13 protein-coding genes are annotated in these 13,648 nt (G+C 72.1%); 7 read left to right on the top strand and 6 right to left on the bottom strand.

Features of this window, described 5'->3' with window-relative positions; translation table 11 throughout:
- The first annotated feature begins 155 nt into the window (after positions 1-155).
- Entirely contained in the window at positions 156-1,100 is a 945-nt protein-coding gene (locus tag ACZ4A5_RS09355) for an NYN domain-containing protein (protein WP_467580337.1), read from the top strand.
- 170 nt (positions 1,101-1,270) lie between these two features.
- Positions 1,271-2,062, top strand: a complete 792-nt coding sequence (locus ACZ4A5_RS09350) for a VOC family protein (RefSeq protein ID WP_467580335.1) — start codon at positions 1,271-1,273, stop codon at positions 2,060-2,062.
- Here the strand turns inward: ACZ4A5_RS09350 and ACZ4A5_RS09345 are convergent.
- Positions 2,059-2,937, bottom strand: coding sequence for an alpha/beta fold hydrolase (locus tag ACZ4A5_RS09345; RefSeq protein ID WP_467580332.1), 879 nt, complete (start codon positions 2,935-2,937; stop codon positions 2,059-2,061). The genes ACZ4A5_RS09350 and ACZ4A5_RS09345 overlap by 4 nt on opposite strands.
- A gap of 489 nt (positions 2,938-3,426) precedes the next feature.
- Complete coding sequence (locus tag ACZ4A5_RS09340) at positions 3,427-5,757, bottom strand: DEAD/DEAH box helicase (protein ID WP_467580329.1); 2,331 nt, start codon at positions 5,755-5,757, stop codon at positions 3,427-3,429.
- Positions 5,758-6,273: 516 nt separating this feature from the next.
- Here ACZ4A5_RS09340 and ACZ4A5_RS09335 point away from each other — a divergent pair.
- Entirely contained in the window at positions 6,274-7,020 is a 747-nt protein-coding gene (locus ACZ4A5_RS09335) for a ferritin-like fold-containing protein (RefSeq protein ID WP_467580326.1), read from the top strand.
- A 63-nt stretch (positions 7,021-7,083) separates the two neighbouring features.
- Here ACZ4A5_RS09335 and ACZ4A5_RS09330 read toward each other — a convergent pair whose 3' ends face one another.
- The 4 genes from ACZ4A5_RS09330 to ACZ4A5_RS09315 form a co-directional block, all read right to left on the bottom strand.
- Positions 7,084-7,362: a hypothetical protein gene (locus ACZ4A5_RS09330; protein ID WP_467580323.1), complete on the bottom strand. Its 279-nt coding sequence runs from the start codon at positions 7,360-7,362 to the stop codon at positions 7,084-7,086.
- A gap of 186 nt (positions 7,363-7,548) precedes the next feature.
- Positions 7,549-7,776, bottom strand: coding sequence for a DUF3107 domain-containing protein (locus tag ACZ4A5_RS09325; protein WP_215083509.1), 228 nt, complete (start codon positions 7,774-7,776; stop codon positions 7,549-7,551).
- Between the two features lie 128 nt (positions 7,777-7,904).
- On the bottom strand, positions 7,905-8,540 hold the full coding sequence (locus tag ACZ4A5_RS09320) for a TetR/AcrR family transcriptional regulator (protein ID WP_467580320.1): 636 nt from the start codon (positions 8,538-8,540) through the stop codon (positions 7,905-7,907).
- Positions 8,541-8,739: 199 nt separating this feature from the next.
- The gene (locus ACZ4A5_RS09315) at positions 8,740-8,958 is read right to left on the bottom strand and encodes a hypothetical protein (RefSeq protein WP_467580316.1); all 219 of its coding nucleotides are present in this window, start codon (positions 8,956-8,958) and stop codon (positions 8,740-8,742) included.
- A gap of 134 nt (positions 8,959-9,092) precedes the next feature.
- On the opposite strand from ACZ4A5_RS09315, the gene ACZ4A5_RS09310 reads away from it, so the two are divergent.
- The 4 genes from ACZ4A5_RS09310 to ACZ4A5_RS09295 all read left to right on the top strand — a co-directional run bounded on the left by ACZ4A5_RS09310 (position 9,093) and on the right by ACZ4A5_RS09295 (position 13,498).
- On the top strand, positions 9,093-10,079 hold the full coding sequence (locus ACZ4A5_RS09310) for an alpha/beta fold hydrolase (RefSeq protein ID WP_467580314.1): 987 nt from the start codon (positions 9,093-9,095) through the stop codon (positions 10,077-10,079).
- Entirely contained in the window at positions 10,072-11,373 is a 1,302-nt protein-coding gene (locus ACZ4A5_RS09305) for a DUF3152 domain-containing protein (protein WP_467580311.1), read from the top strand. The genes ACZ4A5_RS09310 and ACZ4A5_RS09305 overlap by 8 nt, the downstream gene beginning before the upstream one ends.
- Before the next feature lie 151 nt (positions 11,374-11,524).
- On the top strand, positions 11,525-11,617 hold the full coding sequence (locus ACZ4A5_RS09300) for an Ms4533A family Cys-rich leader peptide (protein WP_311775550.1): 93 nt from the start codon (positions 11,525-11,527) through the stop codon (positions 11,615-11,617).
- A gap of 162 nt (positions 11,618-11,779) precedes the next feature.
- Positions 11,780-13,498, top strand: coding sequence for an ABC transporter substrate-binding protein (locus ACZ4A5_RS09295; RefSeq protein WP_467580307.1), 1,719 nt, complete (start codon positions 11,780-11,782; stop codon positions 13,496-13,498).
- Positions 13,499-13,648 lie beyond the last annotated feature (150 nt).

The raw sequence follows: 13,648 nt of genomic DNA, 5'->3' as shown, positions 1-13,648 counted from the left end.
CTCCCTTCGTCTGATCCTCCTGAGGAGAACTCCATGAGTGGGTGACGGTGTCGCGACGGTGCGACCCGTTACATACGTGTCCAACGAGGTGATCACTTCAAACATTCCCTACGCTAAGGAAATTTTTAACGTGACTAATTACTGAGAGCTCGCACATGACCCACCACGCCGTCGCGCACCCCCCGCTCCCGCCGCAGACCCCGGATCTGACCACGGTCGCCGCGGGCATCGAGCGCACCAATGAGCTGCTCACCCGCGTCCTCGCCGAGGTCGCCACCACCCCCTCCACCCACGCGATCTTCGTGGACGCCGGCTATGTCTACGCCGCCGCGGGCCGGCTCGTCGCCGGGACCGAGGACCGCCGGGCCTTCGACCTCGACGCCGAAGGGCTGATCGAGGCGTTCATCGACAAGGCCCGCATGATCTTCCCCGACAGCAGGCTGCTGCGGGTCTACTGGTACGACGGCGCCCGGCGCCGCATCCACACCGCCGAGCAGCAGAGCATCGCCGAACTGCCCGACGTCAAGGTGCGCCTGGGCAACCTCAACGCCAACAACCAGCAGAAGGGCGTCGACTCCCTCATCCGCAGCGACCTCGAATCCCTCGCCCGGCACCGCGCCATCAGCGACGCCGCGCTCATCGGCGGCGACGAGGACCTCGTCTCCGCCGTCGAGGCCGCGCAGGGCTACGGTGCCCGCGTCCACCTCTGGGGCATCGAGGCCGTCACCGGCCGCAACCAGGCCGAACCCCTGCTCTGGGAGGTCGACAGCCAGCGCACCTTCGACCTCGACTTCTGCAAGCCCTACGTCAGCCGCCGCGCCGTCCCCGAGCCCTTCGGCGAGGCCGCCGCCCAGGCGCCCGCCCCCAGCCGCGACGACGTGCGCTTCGTCGGCGCCCAGGTCGCCGCCCAGTGGCTGGGCTCGCGCGGCCGCGACACGCTCGCCGAGCTGCTGCCCGGCCACCCCTATCTCCCCGGCGCCGTCGACCAGGAGCTCCTGGTGGAGGCCGAGGCCCTGCTCGGCCTTTCCCTCCGCGGCCACGCCGACCTGCGCCGCGCGCTGCGCGACGGATTCTGGGACCACCTGGGCACGCAGTACTGAACGTACGGAACCCGCGTGACGCGTGCGCGCGCCGGAATGCGCGCAGGCACCGTGAGTGGAACCCTGGCTTCGGGTGGTCGTGTCCCAGGGGCGACCACCCCCAGGGCTGCCGGCGTCCGGCAGCCCGAAAGCCCCGGAAGAGACCCCGAACAGAATCGAGGCGGTCCGTCATGGCGTCGTCGTCCCTTGACCGTGCCGTGCCGGGTGCGCCGTGCTGGGTGTCCCTGCTGACCCACGACCTCGCCGCCGCCGAGGACTTCTACGGACCGGTGATGGGCTGGACCTTCCGCTCCGGCAGACTGGGCGAGAACTTCACCGTGGCGCTCGCCGACGGCAAGCCCGTCGCCGGCATCGGCAACGTCGCCCGCGCCATGGGCGTCGCCGTCTCCTGGACCTCCTACTTCGCCGTCGAGGACGCCGACGTCGTGGCCTCCCGGATCCGCGAGCGCGGCGGCACCGTCGCCGTCGGGCCGATCGCCGTCGGGCACGGCCGGGCCGCCCTCGCCGCCGACTCCGCGGGAGCCGCCTTCGGCTTCTGGGAAGGCCAGACGCTCCGCGAGTGGCGCGTCGGCCGGGAGGGCGCGCCCGCCTGGCTGGAGCTGCGCACCCGCGACGCCTTCGCCGCCGCCATCTTCTACGGCGAGGTCTTCGAGTGGGCCACCGGCCGCCCCGACCGCTGCGAGGTCCGCTACGAGGACGACGCCGTGATGGTCCGCTCCGGTGAGCACACTGTCGCCTGCCTGCGCGGCGGCGCGGTCGAGGCGGCACCCGACCCGAGGATCCGCCCCCGCTGGCACGTCTACTTCTGCGTCGACGACGTCGAGAAGGCAGTCGAGACCGCCCTCGCCGTCGGCGGCACGGTCGCCGCCGACCCGGGCCAGTCCCCGATGGGCCGCGAGGCGACGCTCCGCGACCCCCAGGGCGGGCTCTTCACGGTGACGGAGAGCGAGGCGGGCGACTAGGCGGCGGGCGGGACGGCCCGGTCCCAGAAGCGCACGAGCGCCTCGGCCGTCTCCGCCGGGCGCTCCGCGTTGGGGGAGTGGCCCGCGCCCTCGATGACTGTACGGACCGCCGACAGCTCCTTCGCCATCGCGTCGATCGACGGCACCGGCCAGGCGTAGTCCAGCCGGCCGGAGAGGACGTGCTTGGGCAGCGGCACCGCCGCCAGCTCCGCCGTGCGGTCCGGCTCCACCGTCAACTGTCGCCCGGCCGCGAGGAGTTGCTCCTTGGCCGTGCGCGTCCAGCGGCGGTGCAGGAACTCGTCCAGATCCGACGGCTCCTCGGCCGGCTCCGTTTCCCGGGGCTCTTGGGGATCCTGCTTCCGCATCTCCTGCCAGACCGCTTCCTTGTCCAACTGCCCCAGGGCATCGATGAGCAGCCGGGTGCGCGCCTGCTGTTCCGGCGCGATCGCCCCCGGGCCGCAGCTCATGATCGTGAGCGAGCGGAAGGGGGAGGCGTCCAGCAGCACAGCCGCGCGCGAGACCAGGCCGCCGAATGAGTGCCCCAGCAGGTGCACCCCGCCACCGAGGGCCTCCGCCTGGGCGAGCACGTCCTTGGCCAGCTCTTCCTGTGCGTACGCCGCCGTGTCGCGTGGCCCCGCGCTCTCGTGCTGCCCCCGCCCGTCCACGGCCACGGCCCGGTAACCGGCCGCCGCGATCGGCTCCAGCAGCGCGATGAAGTCCTCCTTGCTCCCGGTGAACCCGGGCACGAGCAGGACGGTGCCGCGGCGTGTGGTCGTTACGGGGGTGGCGTCGTGCGTGGCGAACTCGCCGCGGGAGGTGGGGAGGCGGTGCGCTTCCGCGTGCGGGGGGAGGGTGAGAAAGGGTGGGCGGCTCATGGGGTGAGGCTAGCGGTGGGGTTGGGGCGGGGGGCTTGGGGGTTGTCGCGGTGCGGGTTGCCGGCGCCTGCGGCGGGCTTTGTTCCCCTACCCCGCCCCTTCCCGAAACTGGGGGCGAGCCCCCAGGCCCCCTGCAACACGCTTCGCGCGTTGTCCTCGAACTCCCCCAGCTACCTCCCCCAGACTCCGTCCGGGGGTGCCCCCAGAGGTGCCCCCAACGGGCTGAATGTGCTGGCTACGGTCCGCACAATGCAGCCCGTCCGGCGTTTGAGGACGCGCCCGCAGGGCGCTCCCGCCGCAGGCGGCAACGGACCGGTAGCCGGGGGTCCGGGGCACGCGCCCCCCACGCGGCGGAGCCGCACATCAGGTGCAGCCGGGAAGGGGCCGGGCTGGGGAAAAAGCCCGCCGCAGGCGTCGGCAACCCACCCCCGGGAAAACGCGACGGCCGGCCCCCGCAGCAGGGGACCGGCCGTCGTCGTAGGCAAAGCGTCAGCCCGCGGCAACCTTCGGCGCCGCCGCCTTACGCGTCCGCTTCACAGGAGCCTCCACACCGTCCGCCTTCGGCGCGGCAGCCTTGCGCGTGCGCTTCGGCTTCTCCTCGCCCTCGACAGCCTCAGCCTTCGGCGCGGCGGCCTTGCGGGTCCGCTTCGGCTTCTCCTCGCCTTCGACGGCCTCCGCCTTGGGCGCGGCGGCCTTGCGCGTGCGCTTGGGCTTCTCCTCGCTCTCGACGGCCTCAGCCTTCGGGGCGGCGGCCTTGCGGGTCCGCTTCGGCTTCTCCTCGGCCTCGACGCCTTCGACAGCCTCGACCTTCGGCGCAGCCGTCTTGCGGACGCGCTTCGGCTTGGCCTCGACCGTCTCGTCGGCCTCGGCCTTCGGGGCGGCGGCCTTGCGGACACGCTTCGGCTTGACCTCGGCCTCGGTCTCGACGGCCTCGGCCTTGGGCGCGGCAGCCTTGCGGGTCCGCTTGGGCTTCTCTTCGCCCTCGACAGCGTCGGCCTTGGGGGCAGCGGCCTTGCGCGTGCGCTTCGGCTTCTCCTCGGCCTCGACGACCCCGATGGCCTCGACAGCTTCGGTGACCTCGGCGGCCTTCGGCGCAGCCGTCTTGCGGACGCGCTTCGGCGCGGCCGGAGCCGACTCCGTGGCCTGGGGCGGGATCGTGGCGGTGGACGAGGCCGCGGCCAGCGCCCGGGCCGCCGTCTCGACGGTCTGGAAACCGGGCTCGGACGCGTCCGAGGCCAGCGGCTTCACCACGCGCGGGCGACGGCGGCGCGGCTGCTCGGGCTCGGCGGCGGCGACGGGAGCCGGAGCCGCCGGAGCGGCCTGGGTCGTCGTGGCGGCGGCGGGGGCCACCGGTGCGGCGGCCGACGACGCGCTGTGGCGCGTACGGCGACGGCGGCGCGGCTTCGAGGGCGTCTCGGGAGCGCCCTCGGCCACCGGCTGCGCGGCGGGAGGCGTCACGGCCTCGGCCACGGGCGCCGCGACGGCGGCGGCCGGAGCCTCGGCGCCCGCCGTCGTGCCGCCACGCGTGCGGCGGCGCTGACGCGGGGTGCGGGTGCGCGCGGGGCGCTCCTCCGCGGCCGCGGCGGCGGGGGCCTGCTTCGGGCCGCGGCCACGGGGGCCGCGGCCGCCCGTCTCGCCGAGGTCCTCGATCTCCTCCGCCGCGAGCCCGGCACGGGTCCGCTCGGAGCGCGGCAGTATGCCCTTGGTCCCCGCGGGGATGTTCAGCAGCTCATAGAGGTGCGGGGAGGTGGAGTACGTCTCCTCCGGCTCGTCGAACGGCAGGTCCAGCGCCTTGTTGATCAGCTTCCAGCGCGGGATGTCGTCCCAGTCGACGAGGGTGACGGCCGTACCCGACTTGCCCGCGCGGCCCGTACGGCCGATGCGGTGCAGGTAGGTCTTCTCGTCCTCGGGGGACTGGTAGTTGATGACGTGCGTGACGTTGTCGACGTCGATGCCGCGGGCGGCGACGTCGGTGCAGACCAGCACGTCGACCTTGCCGTTGCGGAAGGCGCGCAGCGCCTGCTCGCGGGCGCCCTGGCCGAGGTCGCCGTGGACCGCGCCGGAGGCGAAGCCGCGGCGGGCCAGCTGGTCGGCGATGTCGGCGGCCGTGCGCTTCGTACGGCAGAAGACCATCGCGAGGGCGCGCTCCTCGGCCTGGAGGATGCGGGCGACCATCTCCGGCTTGTCCATGTTGTGCGCGCGGAAGACGTGCTGCGTGATGTTGGCGACGGTCTGGCCCTCGTCGTCCGGCGCGGTGGCGCGGATGTGCGTGGGCTGCGACATGTACCGACGCGCGAGGTTGATGACGGCGCCCGGCATGGTGGCCGAGAACAGCATCGTCTGGCGCTTGGCCGGCAGCATCATCATGATCCGCTCGACGTCGGGCAGGAAGCCCAGGTCGAGCATCTCGTCGGCCTCGTCCAGGACGAGCGCCTTGACGTGCGAGAGGTCCAGCTTCTTCTGGCCGGCCAGGTCGAGCAGGCGGCCGGGGGTGCCGACGATGACGTCGACGCCCTTCTTGAGCGCCTCGACCTGCGGCTCGTAGGCACGGCCGCCGTAGATCGCCAGCACGCGGACGTTGCGCACCTTGCCGGCGGTGAGGAGGTCGTTGGTGACCTGCTGGCACAGCTCGCGGGTGGGGACGACCACGAGCGCCTGCGGGGCGTCGGTGAGCTGCCCGGGCTTCGCCCGGCCGGCCTCGACGTCCGCGGGGACGACGACGCGCTCCAGCAGGGGGAGGCCGAAGCCCAGCGTCTTTCCGGTGCCGGTCTTGGCCTGGCCGATGACGTCCGAGCCCGACAGGGCCACGGGGAGCGTCATCTCCTGGATGGGGAAGGGGTGGACGATGCCGACGGCCTCAAGGGCTTCGGCGGTCTCGGGAAGAATCCCGATTTCTCGGAAGGTGGAGAGAGTAGACAGGATCTTGCCTCTTCTGTGAGACGCGGCGCGAGGCGGCGAAGGGGGTCGTACGTACCGCGCCGGGTTACTGTCCGGCCTGGGGAAGCCGGGTGACGCGCGGGACCACTGCCTTCGCTCTTGCACACGTGCCGCGAGCGGATCCCTCCAGGCGCATACGTCTCGCATGTGCCGCACGGAGGGCGGTCGGTTTTGGAAGCCGATCGGGCCACCGACCGGGCATCCGCTGGGGATCCGGGGGCCGGGCGAGTGACGCCACCGGAAGACACAGCATGGGACAGCCCGCCGAATACTCGGCAGGCGCATTACCACTGTACCCCGGAAACACGCATGTGTGTCCGGACAATCCTTCGGACAGATGAGGAGGAACTGGCTGACCAGGGCCTTCCCCCTGCTGTCGGGCGGGCTATTGTGCGCTCCATGGAGACGCCCGACAACGCTGAGAACGCCGCCGAGACCACAGCCGCACACACCGGAATCGCCGCCCAGGACTGGTCCCGGGCCGCCGCCGACCCGCAGTACCGGGCAGCGGTGGTGGATCTGCTGGGTGCCCTCGCCTACGGCGAGCTGGCCGCCTTCGAGCGGCTCGCCGAGGACGCCAAGCTGGCGCCGACGCTGGACGACAAGGCCGAGCTGGCGAAGATGGCCGCGGCGGAGTTCCAGCACTTCCAGCGGCTGCGCGACCGCCTGACGGCCATCGATGTGGACCCGACCGGCGCGATGCAGCCCTTCGCGGCGGCGCTGGACGAGTTCCACCGCCAGACAGCGCCCTCGGACTGGCTGGAGGGCCTGGTCAAGGCGTACGTCGGCGACTCGATCGCCAGTGACTTCTACCGCGAGGTCGCCGCCCGCCTGGACTCCGACACCCGCGCCCTGGTGCTGACCGTCCTGGACGACACCGGCCACGCGAGCTTCGCGGTCGAGAAGGTCCGCGCCGCGATCGAGGCGGAGCCCCGCGTGGGCGGCAGGCTCGCGCTGTGGGCCCGGCGGCTGATGGGCGAGGCGCTCTCGCAGGCGCAGCGCGTGGTGGCCGACCGTGACGCGCTGTCGACGATGCTGGTGGGCGGCGTGGCCGACGGCTTCGACCTCGCCGAGGTCGGCAAGATGTTCTCCCGGATCACCGAGGCGCACACCAAGCGGATGGCCGCGCTGGGCCTGGCGGCCTGAGGCGCCCCGCCCGTCCGGCTGCGTGCGGCGCACGACGCGCCCCCGGGGCCGGGCGGGCCCGGGTCAGGCGGTGGCTGAGCGGCGGGGCTGCTCGCCCTGCCGCACCAGCAGGGACAGCAGCGCGACGGACACGCAGAGCGAGACGGCGAGGACGGCCGGCGTGTGACCGGGGCCCAGCACGGAGTGGCCGATCAGGGCGCCGAAGAGCGCCGCGGCCGGACCCGTGGCCAGCGCCAGGCTCCGGGGGCGGAACTGCCCGTACCGCGCGGGCAGCCAGCGCAGGGCGCCGTACGAGACGGCGAGGCCGATGAGGACCGAGCCGAGCGCTTCCCAGAGGATCATGGTCACTTCCTCCCGTGCCGAGATCGTGCGAGATCGAGGAGCAGGTGCAAATCGGTCGAAGCCGTACTACCCCTCGGGAAGGCCCGGCAACCCTCCGAGGGGCCGCTCCTGTCAGCTATGACAACGGCGGGGCCCCGGTGAATTCCGCACCGGGGCCCCGCCGTTGTCACGCGCGTCCGCGCTCGCTCAGAGCGCGCTGAAACCGACCTTACGGGCGGTCGGCTCGCCGATCTCCACATAGGCCAGGCGGTCGGCCGGAACCAGGACCTTGCGGCCGTGGTCGTCCACCAGGCTCAGCAGCTGCGCCTTGCCGCCGAGCGCGTCGGCAACCGCGCGCTCGACCTCTTCGGCAGACTGCCCGCTCTCGAGAACGATCTCGCGGGGCGCGTGCTGCACGCCGATCTTGACCTCCACGGCTTATGTCCCTCCGAAGGTTTGGGGTCCCGTACGGTCCACACACTAGCCCGGTACGGGCGCGAGCCGAGCGGGTGCGTCCACGCTGGCAGCGAACACCGCCTGCCCGGGGGCCCCGGGCAGGCCGGCTAGTGGTCGGCCGGGTTCTTCGGGAAGCCCGCGATGCCGCGCCAGGCCAGCGACGTCAGCAGCGACACCGCGGTGTCGCGCGGGACGCTGCTCTCGCTGGAGAGCCAGTAGCGGGCCACGACCTGCGAGACGCCGCCGAGGCCGACGGCCAGCAGCATCGCCTCGTCCTTCGACAGGCCGGTGTCCTCGGCGATGACGTCGCTGATCTCCTGCGCGCACTCCAGCGACACCTTGTCGACGCGCTCGCGCACGGCCGGCTCGTTGGTGAGGTCCGACTCGAAGACCAGCCGGAAGGCGCCGCCCTCGTCCTCCACGTACGCGAAATAGGCGTCCATGGTGGCCGCCACGCGCAGCTTGTTGTCGGTGGTCGAGGCGAGCGCGGTGCGGACCGCGGTCAGCAGGGCCTCGCAGTGCTGGTCCAGCAGGGCCAGATAGAGGTCGAGCTTGCCGGGGAAGTGCTGGTAGAGGACCGGCTTGCTGACGCCGGCGCGCTCGGCGATGTCGTCCATCGCCGCGGCGTGGTAACCCTGTGCGACAAAGACCTCCTGGGCCGCGCCCAGGAGCTGATTGCGTCGGGCTCGGCGCGGCAGACGCGTGCCACGCGGCCGCGCCTCGGTCTGCTCGATGGCTGTCACGCCGCCTCCCATGATCGTTCCCTGCACGGTGTGCACCGCGCCCGCCATCGTACTTTTGGGTAACCGGGCCGTGCGTGGTCGGAGCGGAGAATTTCATCTACCGGACGCTGTGGGAAGTCAACAAAATCCCGACAATTGACGCGCACGTCACTCCCGGCTCCCGCGGTGGCGCCCGGAAGGGACCGTTCCGGGCGGTGTCTCAGCGGTAGTCGTCCTCGTCCAGCTCCACCACCCGGGCCTGTTCGGCGAGGTCGGCCTCGTTGGCGCTGTCCGGGTGGATGTGGCGCATCGGGTCGTCCCGGCGCGGGGAGATGTCGGCGTGCTGCTCGGCGGCGTCCGCCTCCGGGGCCTCGACATCGACCTCCGGGGCCTCGGTCGCTTCCTCGAACGTATCCGGATCGGACGGATCGACGGTCATGCGGTTACCTCATTCTCGGGGAGGAAGCCTTCTTACTCCGTGGTACGAGCCTAGGAGAGGCGGCCCCGCGACGCCAGGTGATCTGTGACCCCCGCCACAGAAGTCCCGGCGTGATCGTCTCGTAACATTGCCGCATGTCTTCGACCGAGTCGCCTGATGCCCGCGCCCTTCCGGTGGTGCCGCCCGGGCGGCCCTCGTGCGTCAGCCGGGGTGAGGCGGTCCGCACGGTGCCGCTGCCGGGCGTCACCCTGGCGGTGCGCTCCCGGGAGCCCGCGCAGGAGGGGCTGCCGCCCGCACTGTACGTGCACGGCCTCGGCGGGTCCTCGCAGAACTGGTCCGGGCTCATGGACCGGCTCGCCGGACACGTCGACGGCGAGGCCCTCGACCTGCCGGGCTTCGGCGACTCACCGCCACCGGACGACCGGGACCTCTCCATCACCGGCTGCGCCCGCGTGGTCATCCGGTATCTGGATGCCGCCGGGCGCGGCCCCGTGCACCTCCTGGGCAATTCGATGGGCGGCGCGGTGGCCACGCGCGTCGCCGCCGTACGCCCGGACCTGGTCCGCACCCTCACCCTGATCTCGCCCGCGCTCCCCGAGCTGCGCCCCCAGCGCACGGCGGTGCCCACCGGGCTGCTCGCCGTGCCGGGGGTCGTCTCCCTCTTCGCCCGCGCGACCAAGGAGTGGACACCCGAGAGGCGTACCCGCGAGGTGCTCGCGCTCTGTTACGGGGACCCCGGACGGGTGACACCGGAGGAGTTCGAACGCGCCGTCGCGGAATTCGAGCGGCGCCTGGAGCTGCCCTACTTCTGGGACGTTATGGCGCGGGCCGCGCGCGGCATAGTCGACTCGTACACACTCGGTGGCCAGCATTCGCTGTGGCGTCAGGCGGAGCGGGTGCTTGCCCCTACGCTGCTCGTCTACGGAAAGCGCGACCAGCTCGTCTCCTTCCGCATGGCACACCGCGCGAGCAAGACTTTCCGCGACTCGCGGTTGCTGACGCTCCTGGAATCAGGACATGTCGCCATGATGGAGGACCCGGACGCGGTGGCTCGTGCCTTCCGCGACCTCCTCACGGACACCGCCGCCACTGCTGAACGGAGCGCTACGCCTCGTGGGTAAGCACAGCGCACGCGCCCCCCATGCCACTCGCCGGCCCCCGGCCGCCGGGGCCGAGGGGGGCACGGGACGCCGACCGGCCCCGCCTGCCGAGGGGTCCGAGGCCGCCGAGGAGCCCTCCCCGGAGGGCGTCAGTACGGACGGGGCGCGCACCCCGTCCGGGGAGCCGTCCGCGGCCGGGAGTCATCCCGAGACGCGGGCGCAGGGTGTCGGCTGGGGTGTCATCGGCGTGCAGCGCGGCCAGGGCACGGGTCAGCCGGCCGGCTACGGGGCGTCCTGGAGCCCGGGATACACCACTGAGTACGAGTCCCTGACAGAGTCTGCCCAGCGGCCCTCGGGGTATGCCTCCGCGGCCTACTGGCAAGGCGGTGGCGCGCCCGCGGCGCCCGCCGCCGCGCCCCCGGTCGCTTCCGTCACCCCCGCGCGCGTGCCCGTGCCGCGGCCCGAGGCGGCCGCTGCGGCCCCGCGGCGCCGGACGGCGCCGGCGAAGTCGGGTCAGGGTGTGGCCCGCACCGCCACAGGCGTCGCGGCCGCCCTGGTGACGGCCGTGCTCGCGGTGATCGTCGCGGGTCAGGTGGACGACAGCACGGACAGCAAGGCGCAGGCCCGGTCCGCCGACCTGGAGCGGAGCAGCCCGGACGCCGCCTCCCGCTCCGACAGCAGGCCGACGCCCAACGGCGGCGCGGTGGCCCAGGCCGGCTACGACGAGAAGATGGCCCAGAAGTACCCGCTCGACGAGAAGGCCCACGGATCGGGTGATTTCGAGACCGTGGGCGGTCATGACCAGGCCCCCGGTAAGGGTGAAGTGCTCCGGTACCGCGTTGACGTGGAAAAGGGTCTTCCGCTCGACGGGGCGCTCTTCGCGACGGCGGTCCAGCGGACGCTCAACGACGACCGCAGCTGGGGCCACGGCGGCACCCGTACCTTCGAACGCGTCTCCTCCGGCCACGCCGACTTCGTCATCACCCTCGCCAGCCCTGGCACGACGGCGGCCTGGTGCGCCAAGTCGGGCCTGGACACCACCGAGGACAACGTCTCCTGCGACTCCGCCGCCACCGACCGGGTCATGATCAACGCCTATCGGTGGGCGCAGGGCGCCCAGACGTACGGCGACAAGATGCTCATGTACCGGCAGATGCTGATCAATCACGAGGTCGGCCACCGGCTCGGGCACGACCACGAGAGCTGCGCCAAGGAAGGCGCCCTGGCGCCGGTGATGATGCAGCAGACGAAGTTCCTGAAGTCGGAGAGCGGGCTGACCTGCCGGCCGAACCCCTGGCCCTTCCCCGCGGCGTGAGCGGACGGGCCGCTTCCAGGAACCGGCCCGTCCGCCCCGGCTCCCGCCAGGTCCGGCACGCCGTGATCGACTGTCTCGCTCCGCGAGACGTCCTGTCTCTTTTTATGAGACACCTTTGCCGCTGGGCGAAAATTCGTTCAATCTTCTACGCATGTCGCACCACCACGCCTCCGAGAACGCCGGCTTCGAGCTGGCGCTGATCGGCGTGGCCGCGCACGCAGTCGCCGACATTCTCTGTCGCTGAGACCGCTCTTTCCCCCGCGTACTTCCGCGTTGCGCCCCCGCGCAGCAGCGTCGCGTCCGCCGGGGGCGGTCCCGCGTTCGTCCGCGCGCTTCTCAACCGCCTTCCGTGGGTGCATTCCGCTCGCCTTCATCCCGTCGTGTCCCGCGAAAGGCTCTTTTCGTCATGCGTCAACTTCCCGCCATATCCCGCCGCGTCGCCGCGGCAGCCGTCAGTGTGGCCCTGCTCGGGGGCGCGGCGGCGTGCGGTCCGGAGAAGAGCGGCGACGCCAAGGGCGGCGCCGGTGGCACGCCGCAGAAGGGCGGCACCCTGACCGTCCTCAACAGACAGCCGCAGAAGCAGTTCGACCCCGCCCGGCTCTACACCTCCGGCGGCGGCAACGTCCCCTCGCTCGTCTTCCGCACCCTCACCACGCGCCACCGCGCGAACGGCGCCGAGGGCACCAAGGTCGTCCCCGACCTCGCCACCGACACCGGCACGCCGAGCGACGACGCCAAGGTCTGGACGTACCGGCTCAAGGACGGGCTGAAGTACGAGGACGGCTCGCCCATCACCACCGCCGACATCAAGTACGGCATCGAGCGGTCCTTCGCCCCCGAACTCTCCGGCGGCGCTCCCTATCTGCGCGACTGGCTGGCCGGCGGCGAGAACTACCAGGGCGTCTACAAGGACGCCAAGGGCCTCGACTCCATCGAGACCCCGGACGCCCGGACGATCGTCTTCCACCTGCGCAAGTCCGAGGGCGACTTCCCCTTCGTCGCCACCCAGACCCAGTTCGCCCCGGTGCCCAAGGCCAAGGACAAGGGCGCGAAGTACGCCGAGCACCCGGTCTCCTCGGGCCCGTACAAGGTCGTCAAGAACACGGGTGACGGCGAGCACCTGGTGCTGGAGCGCAACACCAACTGGTCGGAGGACACCGACAAGGAGCGCCACGCCTACCCCGACACCATCGACGTGCAGGCGGGCCTGAACTCCGCGGTGATCAACCAGCGGCTCTCCAGCGGCCAGGGCGCGGACGCCGCCGCCATCACCACCGACAACAACCTCGGCCCGGCCGAGCTCGCGCAGGTCACCGGCGACAAGAAGCTCGCCGACCGGGTCGGCACCGGCCACTTCGGCTACACCAACTACCTCGCCTTCAACCCCAAGGCGAAGCCGTTCGACAACCCCAAGGTGCGCGAGGCCATCGCGTACGCCGTCAACCGCACCAGCGTGGTGAACGCGGCGGGCGGCTCCTCGCTCGCCGAGCCGGCGACGACCTTCCTGCCCAACCAGAAGTCCTTCGGCTACACGCCCTACGACCCCTTCCCGGCGGGCGCCACCGGCAACCCGGAGAAGGCCAAGGAGCTGCTGAAGGAGGCCGGTTACGACAACGGCCTGGAGATCACGCTCACGCACTCCACCGCGCAGGACTTCGAGACCAGCCCCGAGATCGCGACCGCGATCCAGGCGGCGCTCAAGCAGGCCGGCATCACGGTCAAGCTCCAGGGCCTGGAGTTCAACGACTACGACGAGAAGGTCCACCAGGTCAAGACGCAGCCGGACCTCTTCCTCGGCCACTGGGGTGCCGACTGGCCGTCCGGCGGGCCCTTCCTCGCCCCCATCTTCGACGGCCGGCAGATCGTCAAGGACGGCTCGAACTACAACTCGGCCCAGCTCGACGACCCCAAGGTCAACGACGAGATCGACAGCATCAACAAGATCACCGACCTCGGCGAGGCCGCGAAGCGCTGGGGCGCCCTCGACAAGTCGATCGGTGAGCAGGCCCTGACCGTGCCGCTCTTCCACCCCGTCTACAAGCGCCTCTTCGGCAAGGACGTCAAGAACGTCGTCATCAGCGACTGGACCGGCGTCCTCGACATCTCGCAGGTCGCGGTCAAGTGACGGACATCGTCGGTACCACGGAGCCGGAGGCGGTGACCCCCGCCGGGGCCGCCGCCTCCGGCGCCCGGCAGGTGTGGGGGGGGGGGGGGGGGGGGGAGGGGGGGGGGGGGGGGGGGGGGGGGGGGGGGGGGGTGCTTCTTCCTCTCCCCC

The sequence above is a fragment of the Streptomyces sp. NPDC025618 genome, assembly GCF_055558795.1.
Note: the sequence above shows the minus strand (reverse complement) of the source record. Positions and strands in the feature narration are given on the sequence as shown.

Bases quoted from the DNA above. Each gene is read 5' to 3' on its own strand.
- ACZ4A5_RS09355 (WP_467580337.1), top strand. From the start codon at position 156: ATGACCCACCACGCCGTCGCGCACCCCCCGCTCCCGCCGCAGACCCCG.
- ACZ4A5_RS09350 (WP_467580335.1), top strand. From the start codon at position 1,271: ATGGCGTCGTCGTCCCTTGACCGTGCCGTGCCGGGTGCGCCGTGCTGG.
- ACZ4A5_RS09345 (WP_467580332.1), bottom strand. From the start codon at position 2,937: ATGAGCCGCCCACCCTTTCTCACCCTCCCCCCGCACGCGGAAGCGCAC.
- ACZ4A5_RS09340 (WP_467580329.1), bottom strand. From the start codon at position 5,757: ATGACGCTCCCCGTGGCCCTGTCGGGCTCGGACGTCATCGGCCAGGCC.
- ACZ4A5_RS09335 (WP_467580326.1), top strand. From the start codon at position 6,274: ATGGAGACGCCCGACAACGCTGAGAACGCCGCCGAGACCACAGCCGCA.
- ACZ4A5_RS09330 (WP_467580323.1), bottom strand. From the start codon at position 7,362: ATGATCCTCTGGGAAGCGCTCGGCTCGGTCCTCATCGGCCTCGCCGTC.
- ACZ4A5_RS09315 (WP_467580316.1), bottom strand. From the start codon at position 8,958: ATGACCGTCGATCCGTCCGATCCGGATACGTTCGAGGAAGCGACCGAG.
- ACZ4A5_RS09310 (WP_467580314.1), top strand. From the start codon at position 9,093: ATGTCTTCGACCGAGTCGCCTGATGCCCGCGCCCTTCCGGTGGTGCCG.
- ACZ4A5_RS09300 (WP_311775550.1), top strand. From the start codon at position 11,525: ATGTCGCACCACCACGCCTCCGAGAACGCCGGCTTCGAGCTGGCGCTG.
- ACZ4A5_RS09295 (WP_467580307.1), top strand. From the start codon at position 11,780: ATGCGTCAACTTCCCGCCATATCCCGCCGCGTCGCCGCGGCAGCCGTC.